Genomic DNA, 19,173 nt, shown 5'->3' with positions numbered 1-19,173 from the left:
GGTCCATCAGCGCGGCGCCCCGATCAGCTCGTCCAGCAGGTCGTGCGACTCGCGGATGCCGGTCTCCATGCCGGTCGGGATCCAGCCGTCGCGGTCGGCCACCGACTGGAACAGGGCGACGTTGACGTAGCGGGTGCCGCCTTCGCCGTCGGGCTCGAAGGTGTCGGTGACGAGCTGCAGGTGTCCCGGCCCGCCCATCTCGAACTGCAGCGTCGACACGATCAGGGCGCCGGGGACGACGTCGTGGTAGACGCCGCGGAAGGTGTACGGCGTCGAGGTGCCCTCGCGATGCCGGGTGACGAACCGCCAACTGCCGCCGCGGCGCACGTCCATCTCCTCGACGGTGGTGTCGAACCGGCGCGAGCCCCACCAGCGCGGGATCAGCGCCGGGTCGGTCATCGCGGCGAAGACGGCGCCGGGCGACGCGGCGAAACCCCTGGTGACGATGATGTCCTGGCGTTCGGGCTCGAAGAGCACCTCAGTCGTGCGTGGCATCGTCCTGCCTCCCTCGGATCCGGTCGATCTCGTGCTCGAGGCGGCCCAGGGAGTCCTCCCAGACCGCGCGGTACTGCTCGATCCAGCCGCTCGCGCGCTCCAGCGGCGCGGCCTCCAGCCGGCAGGGACGCCACTGGCCCTGCCGGGTGCGGCTGATCAGCCCGGCCCGCTCCAGCACCTTGAGGTGCTTGGAGACGGCCTGGGCGCTGATGTCGAACGGCCGGCCGAGCTCGGTGACGGGCGCCGGCCCCTCGGCCAGCCGGGCGAGGATGGCGCGCCGGGTCGGGTCGGCGAGCGCGCCGAAGACCAGGCTCAGGCCGTCGTCGTCCATCCGTCCTCCGATACTCAACCAAATGGTTGATAAGCCGATTGGTTGAATAGTGGCCTCAGGTGGCGGACGTGTCAACCGGCCGACCTTGTCGGTGGTGGCGGCGACGATGGGTCGACCAGCCACGCGAACCGGGAGCCGTCCATGCCGCACGACACCTCGCCCATCCAGACGTTCTGGAACACGGCCGCCGCCGAGTTCGACGCCGAGGCCGACCACGGGCTGCGCGACCCGGCGACACGCGCGGCGTGGGCGCGCCGGCTGGCCTCCTGGGCGCCGTCCACGCCGGACGCGCTCGACGTGCTCGACGCCGGGTGCGGCACGGGGTCGCTGTCGCTGCTGCTGGCGGAGCTCGGGCATCGGGTCACGGGGGTCGACCTCGCGCCGGCCATGGTGCGGCTCGCCGAGGCGAAGCTCGCCGCGGCCGGTCTGCCGGGCCGGTTCCTGACCGGCGACGCGGGCCGTCCGCCGCTGGGGGACCGGTCGTTCGACGTCGTGCTGGCCCGGCATGTCGTGTGGACGCTGCCCGACCCGGTCGCGGCGCTGCGCGACTGGACCGGCCGGCTGCGCCCGGGCGGCACGCTCGTCCTCGTCGAGGGCCGGTGGGCGGCTGCGGGCCCGGTTGCCCCGTACGTCGACGGTGCCGAGCCGCTGCTCTGGGACGGCGGCATCCGCGCGGCCGACCTCGTCGACGCGGTGCGGCCGCTGGTCGCCGAGCTGCGGGTCGAGGACCTCACCGGCGAGCCGGAGCTGTGGGGCCGCGCCGTCGACGACGAGCGGTATGCGCTGGTCGCGGCCGTGTGACGTGGCGGGGCCAGGGCTGGTCGGCGGTGTGCGGCACGTGCTGGTGGCGGTGGTGTGACGCGGGTTGAGGGCTGGTCGGCGTCGCGGGGTGCGTGCTGGTGGCGGTGGTGTGGCGGGCCGGTCGGCGACGTGGGGTCTGTGCTGGTGGCGGCGGGGTCAGGGCTGGTCGACGAATTCGGGGGCGAGGAGGTCCATGAGCAGGCCGTCGTGCCAGGTGCCGTCCGGGCCGCGCTCGTACTGGCGCATCACGCCCACCGGCCGGAAGCCGACCTTCGCGTAGCAGGCGATGGCCACGGCGTTGTCGGCCGCCGGGTCGATGGTGAGGCGGTGGTAGCCGTGGTCGCGGAGCAGGTGGCGGGCGAGGGTGCGCACGGCGTCGGTGCCGATGCCGCGGCCGTGGTGCGCAGGGTCGACGTAGATGTCGATGCCGGCGTGCCGGTACTGCGGGTCCTCCTCGGACGACCACTGCACGGCGCCGACCACCTCGCCGCCGGCCGCCGCGCTGCCGGCCGCCGCGCTGCCGGCCGCCGCGCTGCCGGCCGCCGCGCTGCCGCCCTCTGGGACGTCGACCTCGATGACGTACAGGTGCAGGTCGTCGTCGGTGAGGTCGGCGGCGACCTCGGCGGGCAGGTCGTCGCCGCCCCAGCGGTGGTGGACCTCGGGCGTCGACCGGATGGCCACCAGCCGCTCGACGTCGGCGGGCCCGGCCGGGCGCAGCGTGACCAGCGCGCCCCGCAGCAGCGTCATGCCGGGACCCTACCGCCGCCGGAAACCGGCCGGCCAACGGTTTTTCCCCGGCCGGCCAGGAGCTAGAGACCCGGCCGGGGGTCACACCAGGGTGTCCTGATGGACGGCGGACATCGGCTGGTCGCTGAGGTCGTGCCGCAGCGCGTCCGCCGGCCGCTCGGGGTCGACGGGACGGCGCGAGCGGATCAGCTCCGCCGCCGGGGCGAGGCCGTCGTCCCAGAGGTTGACCTGCATGGCGGCCACCACGCGACGCCCGATCAGCCAGAACGCCTGGAACTCCGGCCCGGCGACGTCGCCGTGCAGCACGAGCTGGTCGTAGCAGTCGACGCGGCCGGTGAACTGGACGCCGACGCCGTACTGGTCGGTGAACCGCGACGGCAGCCGGTCGTAGGCCGTCGCCCGGCCGAGCATCGCCGCCGCCGCGACCGGCGCGCTGTGCATGGCGTTCGCCCAGTGCTCGATCCGCAGCGGCGCGCCGTAGAAGGGACTCGCCGGTCGCGCGGCGTCGCCGGCGGCGAAGACGTGCGGGTCGGCGGTGCGCAGCGACTCGTCGACGAGGATGCCGTCGCGGCAGCTGAGGCCGGCCCGTTCGGCCAGCTCCACCCGCGGCGACACGCCGAGGGCGACGACCACCGCGTCGGCCGGCAGCTCGGCGCCGTCGTCGGTGCGCACGGACGTGACCCGGCCGTCGCCGCCGAACGCGACCGCCGACCGGCTCAGCCGCAGGTCGACGCCGTGGCTGAGGTGCAACCCGGCGAAGAACGCGCCCAGCTCCGGCCCGACCTCGTCCTGCAGCAGCACCGGCCGCGACTCGAGGACGGTGACGTCGCAGCCGTGCTCGCGGGCCGCGGCCGCCGTCTCCAGCCCGGCCCACCCGCCGCCGACCACGACGATCCGGCCGCCGGCCCGCAGCACCGACGCCAGCCGGCCGGAGTCCTCGACCCAGCGCACGTGGTGCACGCCGTCGAGGTCGGTGCCCGGCACCGCGAGCCGTCGCGGCGCCGCGCCGGTGGCGAGCAGCAGCTTCGTGTAGTCGACGCGGTCGCCGTCGTCCAGCAGCACCGAGCGGGCGACCCGGTCCAGCGCCGTCACGCGCCGGCCGAGCAGCACCTCGATGTCGCCGTCGGCGAACCAGCGCCCGTCGCGCCGCCGGACCGCCGCCCGGCCGTTCAGGCCGAGCTGGGCGCCGGCCGCCAGCGCGGGCCGTCCGGACGTGCCCGCGTTGTCGTCGCCGATCAGCACGATCCGCTCGTCGCAGCCCTGCGCGCGCAATGCCTGGGCCGCCCGCGCGCCGACCAGGCCGGCGCCGACGATGACGTGGGCCGGTTCACCGCGCATGCGCACCTCCTCGGGTTGCCGGAGTAGCGTCCAGGAGCCGGCCGAACGCGGTGCTGCTCATGGGCCCTCAACTCCTCTGAGTGACGTCGGTCACGGACGGGAAGTGCCTCCGAGTCTCGCAGCCGGCGGCTGACGCCAGCCACCTGCCGCTTGCCCAAAACCGGTACTCAGTTGCCCCGTCAAGATCGGCGGGGCGGCGCTACAGTCGGGCTGTGAACCCGCGTCACGAACGTCCCGGAATCCCGTATGGGACCACGTTCAGCACGTTTGTCCTGCATGAAGAGTCATTCGACTTCAGCTGGCACTACCACCAGGCGTACGAGCTGGCGTTGATCACCCAGGGGCGCGGCACCCGCTATGTGGGTACCACCGTCGAGCCGTTGCGGATGGGCGATCTCCTGGTGCTGGGGCCGGACCTGCCGCACACGTTCACCTCGGCACAGGACCCGGACCATCCGGCCGAGGCCGCCTGCGCGCAGTTCCCCGCCGACTTCCTCGGCGCGGACTTCTTCGCGCTGCCGCAGTTCGACCAGATCGCCGCGCTGCTGGACGCGTCCGTCCACGGCATCGTCTTCAGCCCGGCGCCGCCGCCGGTGCGCGACATCCTGACGACGCTGATGGACCAGCCGGCGGCGCTGCAGACGGCCCGGCTGCTGGAGGCGCTGCACCTGCTCGCGGTCGCGCCGGGCGGGGTGCCGATCACCGGCCCCGGCTACATCTCCGCGCCCGACCCCGCGGTCCGCGAGCGGGTCGACAAGGTGTGCCGGCACCTCGAGCAGGTGCACACGCGGCACGTCGAGCTGACCGAGGTGGCCGGCCTGGTGCACATGGCGCCGACGTCGTTCAGCCGGTTCTTCCGGCGCGCGATGGGCCGAACGCTGACGGAGTACCTGAACCAGTTGCGGGTCGAGACCGCCTGCCGGCTGCTGACCAACACCAACGCGCCGATCATCGAGATCGCGGCGAGCAGCGGCTACGTGAACCTGTCGAACTTCAACCGCCGCTTCCGCGAGCTCAAGGGCATGTCGCCGCGCGACTACCGCCAGGCGCAGCTGCGGCCCTGACGGCGCATCGTCACCGCCGCAGGAACGCGGTCACCATCGGCAGCACCAGGTCGGGCCGGATGACCTGCATGTGCGTCGTCCCCGGCAGGATCGCCAGCCGCGCGTCCGGCACCCGCCGCTTCATCTCGACGGCGTGCTCGAGGCGGACGAAGTCGGTGTCGCCGACGATGATCAGCACCGGCATGGTGAGCCGGGCCAGCACGTCGCCGGTCCACCCCTCGAAGTCGTGCACCACCGACTGGACCACTCCCACGGACGCGAAGAAGTCCTCGGTGCGCGGCGCCACCTCCTCGAAGGCGCGGATCATGGCCGCCCCTTCTGCCTCGGTCGGCATCCGCGGCGACTCCAGGTCCAGCGCGGTGATCTCCGGATAGTAGGCCTCGGACCGGGTCGCCCCGAAGTGCGCGGCGGCCACCACGAGCCGGCCGACCCGTTCCGGCGCGACGACGGCGACGTCGGTCGAGACCAGCCCGCCCAGGCTGTAGCCGAGGAAGTCGGCCCGCTCGATGCCGAGCCGGTCGAGCAGCGCGATCACGTCCTCGGCGCACTGCCGGATGGAGAACGGCCGGTCGCCGAGGGCCGTGTGCCCGTGTCCCTGCAGCTCGACGCCGATCACCCTGCGCTCGGCGGTCAGCGCCGGCAGCAACGCGTCGAAGCTCAGGTGGAACGTGAGCATGCCGCCGTGCAGCATGATCAGCGGCGGACCGGGCCGCTCGGCGCCGAGGACCTCGTAGTAGAGGTCGATGCCGTTCACCGAGGCGTATGTGGCCTGCGTCATGTCGATCCCTTCCCGCTAGCGGCGCGTGGCGTAGGCCAGTACGACGGTGCCGTTGCCGAGGTCGGTGACCGACGTCAGGTCCATGGCGGTGGTGCGCAGGCCGGACAGCAGCGACTCACCGGACCCGGCGACGAACGGGGAGATGCTCAGGTGCAGTTCGTCGAGCAGGCCCGCCTCGACCAGCGCCCGGCTGAACGGGCCGTTCCCGTACTTCACCAGGGTGCCGTCGCCGGCCTCCTTGAGCCGGGCGACGGCCTCGACCGGGTCGCCGGGCAGCACCTCGGCGTTCCAGGTGGTCTCGGTCAGGGTGGTGGAGGCGACGTACTTGGGCAGCGAGTTGATCGTGTCGGCGACGTCGCCGGTCATGGTCGGCCAGGTCTGGACGAAGCCCTCGTAGGTCACCCGGCCCAGCACGAGGCCGACCGCCGAGGACAGCAACCGGAGCTGATAGGCGAAGTGCCGGTCGTTGGGGACGACCTCGGACTGCCCGGCCCACCAGGCGTCGCCCGCCATCCGCCCGTCGATCGAGAGGTGATCGTATTCGATCAGTTTGCGCATCCCCGGAGTGAATCATCCGGCTGACGGGTGCGTCTTGTACCGAACCGAAGCCGCGTCACAACGCCAGGAAGGAGATGCCGGACCTCAGCTCGCTCGGGGTGTGGCCGGTCGCCCACCGCATCGCCCGGGTGAGGTGCGGATGATCGTAGTAGCCGCAGGCGGTGACGACGTCGGTGATCGATCTGCCCGCCATGAGCAGCTGTGCGGCGTGGCGTGCCTGCTCGATGCTGACGACCTTGCGGTGCGAGAGGCCGGTGGCCCGGCGGAACCGGAGCTGCGCGCTGCGCTCCGACATCCCGCGCGGTCGTTCCCCGTGCCGGATGTCGTCGACGAGCGGGTCGAAGAGCAGCAACCCCGCACGGATCAGCCGGCTGACGAAGACGTCGACGTTCTGGGCGGTCGGCAGCTCCCACTCGCGGTGGTCCAGCAGGATCCGGTCGCGCGGCAGGACCGGCAACAGCGCGTCGCGGTGATCGGTCAGGCCGGACGGCGGGTGGAGCGGCAGATACGCGCCGAGGCGCAGTTCGACGCCGAAGTACTCCGAACCCTCCTCGCACGTCAGCGAGGTGCCTGCCGTCTCCGGGCCGTGCACGTGCACCGTCGTCCGGCCATCGTGCCGCACGAACGAGATCAGGGACGCGGCCTTGACCGCCGAGGCGAACCCGGTGGCGGCGTGACAGCTCGCCGTCCACACCCGCTGCACCAGCGGGAGTTCGCCGGCGACAGCGGAGAAGGTCAGCCCCACGCCGCGCCATCCTAGACCCGGCCGGCATCGACGGGTGGCCGCGCCGTCCCAGGCGCGGCCACGCGCGTGGCTCAGCCGACGAGCAGCTCCGCGGCCGCCGCCAGCAGCCCGCGGCCGATGCCGCGGGTGCGGATCGACGCCGGGGGATGTGCGGGGCTCGGCCAGCCGGTGTCGACGGTGACGACGCGGGTGCGCTCGGCCGCCGCCCGCAGCACCTCCCGCTGCCACGGGTAGCGCTGCGGGTCCCGGGTCACGACGACGGCGAACAGGCCCGACGTGCGCAGCTCGTCGACGGCGGCCGCGGCGGTGGCGTCGTCGGTCACCCGCAGCAGCGCGACCTCCGCGCCGCGCGCACGCAGCGGCTCGGCCAGCGACCAGTCGAGGTCGCCGGTCGGGATGCTGTTCGGGCTGTGGCACTCGACGACCAGCAGCTTGCCCTCGGTCGCGACGTCGCCGTGCAGCTCGAGGCTGCGCGCGGCGGCCGACGTCGCCAGCGGGTGGTCGCCCGCCCCGGACCCGTCCGGGACGACGACGGCCAGCGCGGCCGTGCGTGCGGCGGCGTCGCGCAGCCGCTCGAGGTCGAGCCGGCCCTCGGCGACGGCGGCGTGGACGGCGCCCGGCAGCGCCGCCAGCACTTCGACGTGCTCGTCGAAGCCGAGCTCGATCGCGTCGGTGCCGGCGATCAGCGCCTGGACCGTGCCCTCGACGATGCCGAGGCCGCCGGCCAGCGGGCCCATCTCCATGGCGTCGCTGACGACGGTGCCGGTGAACCCGAGCCGCTCCCGCAGCAGCGTCCGGGCCAGCGCGGGGCTGATGGTGGCGAAGCGGTCCGGGTCGACGGACGGCACGAACAGGTGCCCGGTCATCACCGCGCGGGTCCCGGCCTCGATCCCGGCCCGGAACGGGGGCAGCTCCTCCCGCTCCAGGTGGTCCAGGTCGGAGTCGATCACCGGCAGGTCGTGGTGGGAGTCCATGCCGGTGTTGCCGTGCCCGGGGAAGTGCTTCACGACGGCGGCGACGCCGGCCCGCTGCAACCCGCGGACCGCGGCCTCGACGTGCCGCGCGACCAGCGCGCTGTCCGAGCCGAACGAGCGCAGCCCGACCACCGGGTTGTCCGGGTTGGTGTTGACGTCGGCGACCGGGCCGAGGTCGGCCGTCAGCCCGCACCGCGCCAGCCGCTCGCCGAGGCTCGCGTACACCTGCTCGGTGGTCTCGACGTCGTCGAGGTGGCCGAGCGCGGCCTGGCCGGGGCCGGAGCCCTCGGTCCAGGGCAGCCGGACGACGTCGCCGCCCTCCTCGTCGGCGGCGACGACGATCGGCCGGCCGGCGGCGGCGCGCAGCCGGTCGGTCAGCGCGCGGGTCGCCGCGTCGTCGCCGGTGATGTTGTTCTCGAACAGCACGACGCCGCCGAGTCCGTCGGCGAGCAGTCGCTCGATGCGGGCCGGCGGCACCGGCCCGGTCCAGCTGGCCAGGATGCAGCCCAGCGCCAGCCGGTGGATCTCCGCCTCGTCGAGCCGGGTGTTCGCAGTGGTCATGGACGTCCCTTCGTCTCGGGTGCGGCGGCCCGGATCGCGTCGACGAGCGCGAGCGTGCCGGCGGCGTCCTCGCCGAGCCGGTGCCGCGCCGCGACGGTGCCTGACAGCGCCGCGTGGATGTGGGCGACCTGGTCGGTGAACAGCGGCCGGTCGCTGCCCCAGTGCTCGACCCGGGTGCCCTCGCCGACCAGATCGAGCTCGAGGGTGTCCTCGGGGCCGGTGGCGTAGGGAGCGGCGATGCGCAGCTCGCCCAGGTCACCGACGATCCGGGCCGCCGGCGCGTACTCCTGCGTGTAGCTGGTCTCGAAGTGCAGCCGCGCGCCGGACGCGAAATCGACGACCGCCGAGGTGGCGAGGTCGACGCCCGACGGCGCCAGCCGCTGGTCCGCGCCGACGACGGTGAACTCGTCGCCGAGCAGCAGCCGGCTCAGCCGCAGCGGATAGACGCCGAGGTCGAACAACGCGCCGCCGCCGAGCGCGGCGTCGCCGCGGATGGTTCCGGTGGTGTCCAGCTCCGAGTGGTAGGCCCCGTGCACCTCCCGGACCGCCCCGATGGCGCCGGTCCGGACGAGCTCGAGCACCCGGCGGGTCTGCGGGTGGAACAGGAACGCGAACGCCTCCCAGGCCGGCGCGGCGCAGCGCTGCGCCTCGGCGGCGACGGCACGGGCCTGCGGCAGGTCGGTGGCGAACGGCTTCTCGCACAGTACCGCCTTGCCGGCCCGCAGCGCCGCCGTCGTCCACTCGGCGTGCAGGGCGTTCGGCAGCGCGACGTAGACCGCGTCGACGCCGGGGTCCTCGACCGCCTGCTGGTAGCCGCCGACGTGCCGGGCGACGCCGTGCCGTGCCGCGAACTCCGCGGCCCGCCGCTCGTCCCGGGAGGCGACCACCTCGGCCCGGCCGCCGCCGTCGGCGAGCAGGCTGGGCAGGAACTCGCCGGCCGCGATCTGGGCGGTCCCGAGGACGGCCCACCGCACGGCGGTCACGACAGCCACTGCGCGTCGCCGGTCGGCACGGCGCCGACGAGGCGGGCCGTGTACGGGTGCGACGGCTGGTCCAGCACGACGTCCGTGCGGCCGGACTCGACGATCTTCCCGCGTTCGAGCACCACGAGGTCGTCGGTCATCTGCCGCACCACCGCGAGGTCGTGGGTGATGAACAACAACTGGGTCCCCGACTCGCTGACCTCACGCAACACCTGCAACACCTGTCCTTGGACGGAGACGTCGAGCGCCGCGACGGGCTCGTCGCAGAGCAGCACCTTCGGTGCGATGGCCAGCGCCCGCGCGATGGCGACGCGCTGCCGCTGGCCGCCGGAGAGCGCGACCGGCTTGCGGCTCGCGTACCGCGCCGCCAGGCCGACCCGTTCCAGCAGCTCCTCGGCCGACGGCGCCGGCCCGGCCTCGGCGGACCGGCGGCTCAGCGCCTCGCGCAGGATGAACCCGACCGAGTGCGACCGGTTGAGCGAGGAGTACGGGTCCTGGAAGACGCACTGCAGCTGTCCGCGCACCCGGCGCAGCTGCTCCTTGCCGAGCGACCCGTACCGGCTGACGTCGGTGCCGAACAGCTCGATGGAGCCCTCGGTCGGCTCCTCGAGGCCGAGCAGGCAGCGCGCCAGCGTCGTCTTGCCCGACCCCGACTCGCCGACGATGCCGAGGTTGCGACCGCCGCCGAGGGCGAAGTCGATGCCGTCGACGGCCCACGCCGAGCGGTCCCGCTGGTAGCTCTTGCGCAGGCCGGTGACCCGCAGGACGGTCTCGCCGGCGGCGGGCTCCGGCACGGCGGCCGGTTCCCAGGCGGCGTGCAGCTCCGCCAGCAGCTCGCCGGCGATCTCCTCGCGTCGCCGGCACGCGCTCGCGTGCACGTCGGTGACGGCGAGCAGCGGCGGCCGGGCGGTCGTGCACTCCGGCGTCGCCCAGGAGCAGCGGTCGGCGAACGCGCACTGGTCGACGACGGTCTCCGGCGCGGGCACCTGGCCGGGGATGCCGTCGAGCTGGTCGCGGCGGTAGCCGGTGGGCGGCTCGGCCCGGATCAGGCCGACGGTGTAGGGGTGGGCGGGGGCGGCCAGGAAGTCGCCCGGCCGGGCCTGCTCCACGACGCCGCCGGCGTACATGACGTACACGCGGTCGCTGATGGAGAACGCCACCCGCAGGTCGTGGGTGATCATCAGCACGCCCATGCCGCGGGCCTGTTGCACCGAGCGCAGCAGCCGCAGCACGTCGCGCTGCGTGGTGGCGTCCAGCGCGGTGGTGGGCTCGTCGGCGATCAGCAGCGCCGGGTCCTTGGCCAACGCGCAGGCCAGTGCGACCCGCTGGCGCATGCCGCCGGACAGCTCGAACGGGTACCGGTCGCCGACCGAGGCGTCGGTGATGCCGACCTCGGCCAGCCGCCGGGCCACCTCGTCGTCGGCCTCGGCGGCGCCGAGCCGCCGTCCGGACGAGCGCAGCGTCTCGATCAGGTGGGTGCGGGTGCGGATCAGCGGGTTGAGGATGGTGAACGGGTCCTGCAGCAGCATCGCCACCCCGCCGCCGCGGACGGCCCGCACCGCCTCGTCGTCCATGCGGTTGAGATCCTCGCCCTGGAAGCGCACCTCGCCGCTGACGTGCAGGCCGGTCGGGACGAGCTTGATCGCGGCCCGGGCGGACAGCGACTTGCCCGCGCCGGACTCGCCGACCAGGGCGATCGTCTCACCCCGGCGCAGTTCCAGGTCCAGGCCGGTGACCAGCGGCGGGCCGCCGGGCCAGCGGGTGATGACGAGGTCCTGGACGGCCAGCAGCGGCGGGCCGGACAGCTGGTCGCCGGGGGCCGGCGCGGTCGTCGTGGGGTCAGTCACGTGTCGTCGACTCCTCGCTGACGCGGTCGTAGATCCAGTCGCCGAGCAGCATCACCGCGGCAGCGGTGGCCATGATCAGCAGGGCGGGCGCGAGTGCCGCGTTCGGGTTCTCGGCCAGCAGCGTCCGGTTGTCGGCCAGCATGCGGCCCCACTCCGGCGAGCCGGCCTCGGCGCCGAGGCCCAGGAAGGACAGCGACGACAGCGTGATCAGGCCGTAGACGAACTCCAGCAGCGCGATCGCCACCGCCGTCGGCATGACGTTGGGCAGGATGTGCACCGTCATGATCCGCCAGCGCGACAGCCCCAGCGTCTGACCGGCCTCGATGTAGGGGAGGTGCCGCTCGGACAGCACCGCCGCCCGCACCACGCGGGTGTCGGCCGGGACCGAGAGCAGCACGAGCACCGCGACGGCGAGGTAGTAGCCGCCGCCGAGCACGCCGATCACGACGATCGACACGAGGATCGCCGGCACCGCGTACATGAGGTCGCCGACGCGCAGCACGACCGCCTCGACGACGCCGCCGCGGTAGCCGGCGATGATGCCGAAGACGAGGCTGATCACCGTGGCCGAGATGGCGATGATGGCCGGGCCGATGACGGCGTCGCGGGCGCCGGCCATGACCCGGGAGAGGATGTCGCGGCCGAGGTGGTCGGTGCCGAGCAGGTGGTCGGCCGTCGGCCCGATGACGCCGGTCTGCAGGTTCTGCGCGGCGGGGTCGTGCGGCGCCAGCAGCGGCCCGACGATCGCCAGGCCGACCACCAGCACGGCGAAGATCGCGGCCAGCAGCACGCTGACCGGCATCCGCCGGCGCCGGCGCTGTGTCGTGGTGCCGCCGATGGCGTCCTGTCCGGCGATGGCGCTCATCCGGTGACCTCCTTGCGCAGCCGCGGGTCGATGGCCAGGTTGACGAGGTCGACGCCGAGGTTGACCAGCGTCACGGTGATCGCGGCGAACGCCACCAGTCCCTGCACCACCGGGATGTCCTTGCTCTGCACCGCCTGCAGCATGAGCGAGCCGACACCCTCGCGGGAGAACGTCACCTCCACCAGGACGGCGCCGCCGAGCGTGTACGCGAGCAGCAGGCCGGTCGCCGTCACGATCGGCAGGCTGCTGTTCAGCAGCGCGTACCGGCGCCAGATCAGCGACCGGCCCAGCCCGCGCGACCGCGCGAACGTGACGTAGTCCTGGTCGTAGACGCGCAGGGCGGCGGCGCGGGTCTGCCGGGTCACGTAGGCGATCTGGGTGACCGCCAGCGCGATGGCCGGCAGCACCAGGTGGTGCAACCGGCCGGTGAACCCGGTGCCGTTGCCGAACACCGGGAACCACTCCAGCGAGACGCCGAACACGTACAGCAGCAGGACGCCGACGGCGAACGTCGGTGCGCTGCTGCCCAGCAGCGTGAGCATGCTGACCAGCCGGTCGCCGCCGGTGTTGCGCTTGGCCGCGGCGTACATGCCGGCCGGCACGGCGACGACGATCGTCAGCACCAGGCCGGCCACCGCCAGCGCCAGCGTCGGGCCGGCCCGGTCGGCGAGCACGGTCGTCACCGACTGGTCGGTGACGATCGACTCGCCGAAGTTCAGCCGGACCGCGTCCAGCAGCCACTGGCCGTACTGCACGAGGAACGGGTCGTCGAGGTGGTACTTCTCCCGGATGGTGCCGATGATCTCCGGGGTCGACGGCCGGCCCCCGAGCAGCACCTGCTCGGGGGAGCCGGGACTGATGTAGAGCAGGCAGAACACGAAGAACGACGCGATGACCAGCAGCAGCAGGCCGACGCCGAGCCGTCGCAGGATGTACCAGGCGATACTCAAGATCAGGACTCCGCGATCCGGATGCGGGACGCCCAGTTCGCGAACGTCCAGATGCTGAAGTCGCCGTCGATGGTGTACTCGCGGTTCAGCGCCACCGGGAACGGCAGGAACGTGATGCCGACGTAGGCCGCGTCGTCCGCCGCCATGCGCACCAGCTCCGCGCCCGCCTCGACCCGGGCCTGCAGGTCGGGGTCGGTCTCCTGGATCGCCATCAGCTCCTCCGACGCGTCGCTGTGGAAGTTGGCGAAGTTGAACGCGTTCGGCACGGCCTGGCTCTCGGCCATCAGGTAGAAGGTGTACGTGAACGGGTCCGGGTAGGTCGGGCCGAAGTAGAACAGCTGCATCCCCAGGTCCTCGTGCCGGTACAGCTCGGCGAAGTACTGGGTGTCGGGCATGCTCTGGTAGATCAGCTCGATGTTCAGCTCACGCAGGTTCTGCTGGACGGTCGCGAGGATGTCCTGGTCGACGGTCTGCGACGCCTGGAACGGCAGCTCGATGGTCAGGCCGCCGTCGGGGTACGCCGACTGCGCCAGCTCTTCCTTGGCCTTGTCCAGGTCGAACTCGTAGGCCGGCACCGAGTCGTACCAGTCGGCGAGCTGCTGCTCGTCGAAGAAGATCTCGAAGATCTCCGGCGGCACCACTCCGCGGGCCGGCTCGGCGTGCCCGTTGAACACCGAGTTCGCGATGCCCTCGCGGTCGATCGCGTAGGCGATGGCACGGCGCAGGTGGACGTCGTCGAACGGCGGCGCGGTGACGTCGAAGCTGAAGATCTTGGTGTTGCCGCCGGGGCCGTAGCCGATGCGCACGTTCGGGATCTGGTCCCACAGCCGGGCCTGCTCCAGCGGGACGTCCCAGGTGGCGTCGATGGCGCCGGACTCCAGCGCCAGCCGGCGCGACTCGGGGTCGGGGACGACGGAGAACACCAGCTCCTCGATGGCCGGCTGCTCGCCCCAGTAGTGCTCGTTGCGGACCAGCGTCGCGCCGGTGGCGGGGGAGTACTCGCTGGGCCGGTACGGCCCGGTGCCGATCGGGATGACGCCCGGGGTGCCCAGGTTCGCGGCGTTCTCGACGGCGAACTCCTGCTGGATGACCGTCGTCGCGATGGCGCTGGCGTAGCGCCAGTACGGGTCGGGGCGGCTGAGCGTGACGGTGATCTCGTTCGGGCCGGTCGCGGTGACGTCCTGGAAGGCCGTGTAGTAGACGCCGTACGGGCTGGCGACGGCCGGGTCGACGTTGCGCTTCAGCGAGAAGATCACGTCGTCGACGGTGACCGGCGAGCCGTCCCAGAACGTCAGGCCCTCGCGCAGCCGGTAGACGTAGGTGGTGTCCGAGGTCTGCTCCCAGGACTCCGCCAGGCCGGGCACCAGCTCGCCCTTGTCGTTCCAGGTGAGCAGGCAGTCGTACGAGTTGATGACGATGACGCTGGTGGTCGCCAGCAGCGGGTCGTAGCGGCCCTGGCCGGCGGCGATCCCGACGGTGAACGACGAGATGTCGCCGTCGGCCGCCGCCGGGAAGTCGGCCGAGAGCTCGTTGCCGCCGCTGCCGCCGGCATCGTCGCCGCCGCCGTCGTCCGACGGGCTCTTCCCGGCGCAGGCACCGGCGAGGGCGACGGCGAGCAGCGGGACGAGACAGCGGAACAGCCGGGTACGGGTCGAGCGGGTCGAGCGCGTCGCCGTGCGAGTCATGACGCCTCCGTCTGGATATGGGCGCGGTCCACCAGGGACCAGCGTGGCTGCTGAAGGCCGCGGATGGGCGGTAGCCGAGTGGCCCAGTCCACACGTAAGGTGGCCTAGTCCACTCACCAAAATCGCAGAGCCCGGGGATGGTGTCAAGATGTGGGAGAAAAGTGGACTAGGCCACTTTGTGGTACGGTTCCGGCCATCCGATCCGCTCACCCGACCTGCATGAGAGGCAGTGCCGATGTCCCCTCACCACCGTTCGAGCCGCGGCCAGCGCGTCGTGTTCCCCGGTCCGGGCAAGGTCGAGCTGGAGCCGTTCGACCTCCCGGGCGTCGAGGCGGGGCAGGTGCGCCTGCGCTCGGAGTACTCGCTGATCAGCACCGGTACCGAGACCACCGCGCTGAAGGGCACGTTCGAGCCGGGCTCGCACTGGGACGACTACGTGCAGTACCCGTTCCTGCCCGGCTACACGGCCACCGCGGTGGTCGAGGAGACCGGCGCGGACGTCACCGGCCTGGTGCCGGGCGACCGGATCATGGCCCGCATCTCGCACGCCTCGCACGCCGTCGTCGACGCGGCCGAGTGCTTCCCGGTGCCCGACGCGATCGCCTCCGACCTCGCACCATGGGCCACGCTCGCGCAGGTGGCCTACGTCGGCGCCGAGGCGGCCGAGCACCGGCTGCGCGACGGCGTGCTGGTGATCGGCGCCGGGCCGATCGGCCAGATGTCGGTGCGCTGGGCCGTCGCCGCCGGCGCCGAGACCGTCATCGTCGCCGACATCGCGCCGCAGCGGCTCGAGCTCGCGCTGCGCGGCGGCGCCACGGCGGTCGTCGAGGGCGACCCGGGGGAGCGGGCCGACGAGATCGTCGCGGCCGGCTTCGGCGAGGCGCCGCGCGTCGTCATCGACACCACCGGGCGGCCGGACATGCTGCCGAAGGCGCTGGGGCTGGTCCGCGACCACGGGACGGTCGTGCTGCTCGGCGACCCGGGCGCGCCGTCGGAGCAGCACCTCACCAAGGACGTCATCACCCGCGGCCTGCGGATCCGCGGCGCGCACGGCCCGCTGCGGCTGGACGTCGAGGCCGAGACCTACCGCTCGTTCTTCGGGCTGATCACCACCGGCCGGATCCGCGCCGACGGGCTGAACACGCACCACTTCGCGCCCGAGGACTGCGCGGCGGCCTACCGGCTGGTGACCACCGAGCGGGGCACGACCATGGGTGTGATCTTCGACTGGGTCGGCTGATACCGGTGCTGCCCCGGACACCGAGCCGCCGCTAGATTGGGTGCCGCCATGCATCTCCTCGCGGATCATCAGACCACCGGTGGCGGCCGGCCATGAGCCGCGCCCGCTCCGAGCCGGTCGCCGGCCTGCTGCCCGAGAACCTCCCGGGCCGGGCCACGAAGGGCCGCGAGCTGCGCCGGCTGCTGGAAGAGCTGGTCAGCACGCTCGAACCGGGCTCGCTGCTGCCGTCGGAGCGGGTGCTGGCCAGCCGCTTCGGCGTCGCCCGGCAGACCGTCCGCGGCGAGCTCGAGCGCATGAGCGGCGAGGGCCTGACGTACCGGGTGCAGGGCAGCGGCACATTCGTCGCCGACCGCCGGGTCAGCGTCAGCCAGTCGGCGTCGGTGACGTCGTTCACCGAGGAGATGCGCCACCGCGGCATGCGGCCGGGGTCGCGGATGCTCACCAGTGCGCGGGGGCGGGCCAGCCGGTCGGTGGCCCAGCAGCTGGAGATCGCCGACGACGCCGCGACGGTGCAGATCGAGCGGGTCCGCACGGGCGACGACGTGCCGATGGCGGTCGAGCGGGCGCACCTGCCGGCCGCCCGGTTCGCCGGCCTCGAGGAGGTCGACCTCACCGACGCGTCCCTGTACGAGGTGCTCGAGCGCGAGTGGGGCGTGCAGTTGTGGGTGACGGAGCAGCGCATCGTCGCCGTCCTGCTCGACGAACTGCACAGCCGGCTGCTGGAGCTGGCCGCCGGCGAGCCGGCCCTGCGCGTCCACACCGTCGCCCGCGACGACGCCGGCCGCGTCGTCCACTACACCGAGGCGGTCTACCGCGGCGACCGCTACGAGGCGGTGCTGCGCCAGGAGCGCCGGCCGGGCTGAGCTCTGTCGCGGCGATGAGTTCCGCGGCCCGGCGTGGTCTGATCCGGCGACGGGCGCGGACCCGACCAGGAGGCACTGATGGGCGTCGTCTTCTCCAGCTTCACCATGTCGCTCGACGGCTTCGTCGCGTACCCCGACGACTCCGTCGGCGCCCTGTTCGACTGGTACACCAGCGGCGACGTCGAGGTGCGTCCGGCCGGTTACCCGATCGTGTTCCGGATGTCCGAGGCGAGCGCCGCCTACTGGCGCCAGAACGAGACCGAGGGCGTCTTCATCGCCGGACGGCGGATCTTCGACCACGCCCACGGCTGGGGTGGCCGGCCGCCGAACGACTCGCCGACGTTCGTGGTGACGCACCGGCCGCCGCCGGAGAACTGGCCGCCCGTTCCCGACGCGCCGTTCACGTTCGTCGGCAGCGTCGAGGAGGCCCTGGACGGCGCCCGCGCCCTCGCCGGCGACAAGGACATCGGCGTCGCGGGTCCGAACATCGCGCAGCAGTGCATCGACCTCGGCGCCCTCGACGAGATCCGGGTCGACCTCGTCCCGATCCTCCTGCGCGACGGCGTGCGCTACCTCGAGCACCTGCGCAACGACCGGACGTCGCTGGAGCTGCTGCAGGTGGTGCAGGGCCGGCAGGTCACCCACCTGCGCTACGGCGTCACGTACGGCTGACCTCGGCGTTGCGCCGGGGGTGGCGGCCGGCCCGCCGTCCGCGCCGGTGGCAGGATGGCACGGTGACCGACTGCCCGACCTGCGATGCCGCGCGAGTGCCGGCTCCGGGCCCGCACGGCATCGATCCGTACGCGACGACCGATGCTCTGATCGAGCGCGTCGCCGACGGGCCGCCGCGGTGACCCAGCGGCGCGCGGTCAGCGCCGGGCTGATGGTGGCCGTCGCGCTGCTGTGGTGGCTGGCGCTGCCGCCGCGCGACTGGTGGCCGCTGTTCCCGCTGGGCGTGGCCGGGTTCGTGCTGGCGCTGGCGGGGCACTCACCCCGCGACCGGCTCTGGCTGGGCGCGCTGTGCGGCGCGGTGCACTACGTCGTCGCGCTGCGCTGGCTGATCGACTTCAACGCGGCGGGCTACGTCGCCGTGGCGGTGCTCGAGACGGTGCTGCTGGCGCTGGTCGCGGCGGTGTCGCCGGGCCGCTCGGCCAGACGATGGCCGGGCTGGTGGCTGGTCGCCCCGGCCGCGCTGGTGGCGCTCGAGGCCGCGCAGTACCGCTTCCCGTTCGGCGGTTTCCCGCTGCCGGCGTTCGGGCTGAGCCTGGCCGACAGCCCGTTCCTGGCGGTCGCGCCGCTGGGCGGCGCGCTGTTCGTGACGGCGCTCGCGGCGCTCACCGGCGGGGCGCTGGCCGCGGTCGTCGCGGGTCCGAACCGCACCCGCGTCGTGGCCGCCGCGACCGCCGTCGTCGCCGCCGGGCTGCCGATCGCGCTCGGTGGCGCCGCCGGCACGCAGGACGCGGGCAGCCTGGACGCGGTGATCGTGCAGGGCGGCGGGCCGCGCGGCCTGCGGGCGATCTTCGTCGACTCGATGGACGCCACCAACCGCCACCTCGACGCGCTGGAGCAGGTCCGGGGCGAGCCGGACGTCGTCCTGCTGCCCGAGAACGTCGCCGACGTCGACGGCCCGGCCGCCGGCACCGCGCTGGACGAGGCGTTCGCCGAGCAGGCCCGGCGGCTGCGCACCACGCTGGTCGTCGGCCTCACCGAACGCGAGGGCGACGGCTTCCGCAACGCCTCGGTCGTCTGGGGCCCGGACGGCCGCATCGTCGACCGGTACGAGAAGCGCCACCGCGTCCCGTTCGGCGAGTACATCCCGCTGCGCGGCCTGTTCGAGCGGCTCAGCGACGACACCCGGTTCGTCCCGCGCGACGCGATCGTCGGCACGACCGACGCCGTCGTCCAGGCGGCCGGCCGGCCGCTGGCCATCGTCATCTCCTACGAGGTGTTCTTCGCCGGCCGCGTCGCCGACGGGGTCCGCGACGGCGGCGAGCTGGTGCTCGCGCCCACCAACGCCTCGTCGTACGTCGGCGAGGAGGTGCCGGCCATCGAGGTGGCGGCGTCGCGGCTGCGCGCCCGCGAGTTCGGCCGCACCGTCCTGCAGGCCGCGCCGACCGGCTACTCCGCCGTCGTGCTGCCCGACGGGTCGGTGACGCGGCTCAGCGGTCTGGGCACGCAGGAGCTGCTCGAGCAGGAGGTGCCGCTGCGCACCGGCCCGACACCGTACGCCCGCACCGGCGACTGGCCGGTGTTGCTGCTGGTCGCGCTCCCGCTGGCGGCCGCCGCCGTCGCCCATGTCACGGCACGCCGCGCTGTCTCGTCTCGGGAACGGGAGTGACGACCGGACG

The 19,173-nt window shown here is 73.4% G+C and carries 19 protein-coding genes; 6 read left to right on the top strand and 13 right to left on the bottom strand.

The annotated features are described in order from the left end of the window. Nucleotides 1-6: 6 nt before the first annotated feature. Nucleotides 7-495 (bottom strand): SRPBCC domain-containing protein, encoded by a 489-nt coding sequence (locus BLU82_RS14090; protein WP_092621343.1) that lies wholly within the window; start codon nt 493-495, stop codon nt 7-9. Beyond that, entirely contained in the window at nt 479-826 is a 348-nt protein-coding gene (locus BLU82_RS14085; protein ID WP_092621340.1) for a helix-turn-helix transcriptional regulator, read from the bottom strand. The genes BLU82_RS14090 and BLU82_RS14085 overlap by 17 nt, the downstream gene beginning before the upstream one ends. A 141-nt stretch (nt 827-967) precedes the next feature. On the opposite strand from BLU82_RS14085, the gene BLU82_RS14080 reads away from it, so the two are divergent. Beyond that, entirely contained in the window at nt 968-1,627 is a 660-nt protein-coding gene (locus BLU82_RS14080) for a class I SAM-dependent methyltransferase (RefSeq protein ID WP_092621337.1), read from the top strand. A 156-nt stretch (nt 1,628-1,783) separates the two neighbouring features. Here BLU82_RS14080 and BLU82_RS14075 read toward each other — a convergent pair whose 3' ends face one another. Continuing rightward, entirely contained in the window at nt 1,784-2,374 is a 591-nt protein-coding gene (locus BLU82_RS14075; protein ID WP_092621334.1) for a GNAT family N-acetyltransferase, read from the bottom strand. 81 nt (nt 2,375-2,455) lie between these two features. Then, nucleotides 2,456-3,712: an NAD(P)/FAD-dependent oxidoreductase gene (locus BLU82_RS14070; RefSeq protein WP_092621331.1), complete on the bottom strand. Its 1,257-nt coding sequence runs from the start codon at nt 3,710-3,712 to the stop codon at nt 2,456-2,458. A 212-nt stretch (nt 3,713-3,924) separates the two neighbouring features. On the opposite strand from BLU82_RS14070, the gene BLU82_RS14065 reads away from it, so the two are divergent. Next, nucleotides 3,925-4,776: an AraC family transcriptional regulator gene (locus BLU82_RS14065; RefSeq protein WP_172885608.1), complete on the top strand. Its 852-nt coding sequence runs from the start codon at nt 3,925-3,927 to the stop codon at nt 4,774-4,776. 10 nt (nt 4,777-4,786) lie between these two features. On the opposite strand, the gene BLU82_RS14060 is transcribed toward BLU82_RS14065, so the two are convergent. From BLU82_RS14060 to BLU82_RS14020, 9 genes are all read right to left on the bottom strand, one after another. Beyond that, a complete protein-coding gene (locus BLU82_RS14060; protein WP_197682938.1) occupies nt 4,787-5,554 on the bottom strand; it encodes an alpha/beta fold hydrolase in 768 nt (255 codons plus the stop codon). Between the two features lie 15 nt (nt 5,555-5,569). Beyond that, the gene (locus tag BLU82_RS14055) at nt 5,570-6,112 is read right to left on the bottom strand and encodes a dihydrofolate reductase family protein (protein WP_092621324.1); all 543 of its coding nucleotides are present in this window, start codon (nt 6,110-6,112) and stop codon (nt 5,570-5,572) included. A 55-nt stretch (nt 6,113-6,167) separates the two neighbouring features. Then, a complete protein-coding gene (locus BLU82_RS14050; protein WP_092621321.1) occupies nt 6,168-6,857 on the bottom strand; it encodes a helix-turn-helix domain-containing protein in 690 nt (229 codons plus the stop codon). 71 nt (nt 6,858-6,928) lie between these two features. Further along, nucleotides 6,929-8,392: a glycoside hydrolase family 3 N-terminal domain-containing protein gene (locus BLU82_RS14045; protein ID WP_092621318.1), complete on the bottom strand. Its 1,464-nt coding sequence runs from the start codon at nt 8,390-8,392 to the stop codon at nt 6,929-6,931. After that, nucleotides 8,389-9,375, bottom strand: a complete 987-nt coding sequence (locus tag BLU82_RS14040) for a Gfo/Idh/MocA family protein (RefSeq protein ID WP_157740941.1) — start codon at nt 9,373-9,375, stop codon at nt 8,389-8,391. Before BLU82_RS14040 ends, BLU82_RS14045 begins: the two co-directional genes overlap by 4 nt. Then, nucleotides 9,372-11,222, bottom strand: a complete 1,851-nt coding sequence (locus BLU82_RS14035) for an ABC transporter ATP-binding protein (RefSeq protein ID WP_197682937.1) — start codon at nt 11,220-11,222, stop codon at nt 9,372-9,374. Before BLU82_RS14035 ends, BLU82_RS14040 begins: the two co-directional genes overlap by 4 nt. Next, nucleotides 11,215-12,087, bottom strand: coding sequence for an ABC transporter permease (locus tag BLU82_RS14030; protein ID WP_092621312.1), 873 nt, complete (start codon nt 12,085-12,087; stop codon nt 11,215-11,217). Before BLU82_RS14030 ends, BLU82_RS14035 begins: the two co-directional genes overlap by 8 nt. Continuing rightward, nucleotides 12,084-13,037 carry an ABC transporter permease gene (locus BLU82_RS14025; RefSeq protein ID WP_092621309.1) on the bottom strand — a complete coding sequence of 318 codons (954 nt, stop codon included), beginning with the start codon at nt 13,035-13,037 and terminating at the stop codon, nt 12,084-12,086. Before BLU82_RS14025 ends, BLU82_RS14030 begins: the two co-directional genes overlap by 4 nt. Before the next feature lie 2 nt (nt 13,038-13,039). After that, nucleotides 13,040-14,722: an ABC transporter substrate-binding protein gene (locus BLU82_RS14020; protein ID WP_092621306.1), complete on the bottom strand. Its 1,683-nt coding sequence runs from the start codon at nt 14,720-14,722 to the stop codon at nt 13,040-13,042. Between the two features lie 235 nt (nt 14,723-14,957). On the opposite strand from BLU82_RS14020, the gene BLU82_RS14015 reads away from it, so the two are divergent. The 4 genes from BLU82_RS14015 to lnt all read left to right on the top strand — a co-directional run bounded on the left by BLU82_RS14015 (nt 14,958) and on the right by lnt (nt 19,163). Next, nucleotides 14,958-15,962: a zinc-binding dehydrogenase gene (locus BLU82_RS14015; protein ID WP_157740939.1), complete on the top strand. Its 1,005-nt coding sequence runs from the start codon at nt 14,958-14,960 to the stop codon at nt 15,960-15,962. 92 nt (nt 15,963-16,054) lie between these two features. Further along, nucleotides 16,055-16,825, top strand: coding sequence for a GntR family transcriptional regulator (locus tag BLU82_RS14010; RefSeq protein ID WP_092621300.1), 771 nt, complete (start codon nt 16,055-16,057; stop codon nt 16,823-16,825). A 78-nt stretch (nt 16,826-16,903) separates the two neighbouring features. Then, nucleotides 16,904-17,497, top strand: coding sequence for a dihydrofolate reductase family protein (locus tag BLU82_RS14005; protein WP_092621297.1), 594 nt, complete (start codon nt 16,904-16,906; stop codon nt 17,495-17,497). 178 nt (nt 17,498-17,675) lie between these two features. Then, nucleotides 17,676-19,163 carry an apolipoprotein N-acyltransferase gene (lnt, locus tag BLU82_RS14000; RefSeq protein WP_197682936.1) on the top strand — a complete coding sequence of 496 codons (1,488 nt, stop codon included), beginning with the start codon at nt 17,676-17,678 and terminating at the stop codon, nt 19,161-19,163. Nucleotides 19,164-19,173 lie beyond the last annotated feature (10 nt).

It is taken from the genome of Jiangella sp. DSM 45060 (genome assembly GCF_900105175.1).
GTDB lineage: Bacteria > Actinomycetota > Actinomycetes > Jiangellales > Jiangellaceae > Jiangella.
The sequence above is the reverse complement of the archived record's forward strand: the minus strand, read 5'-3'. Positions and strand labels throughout refer to the sequence as shown.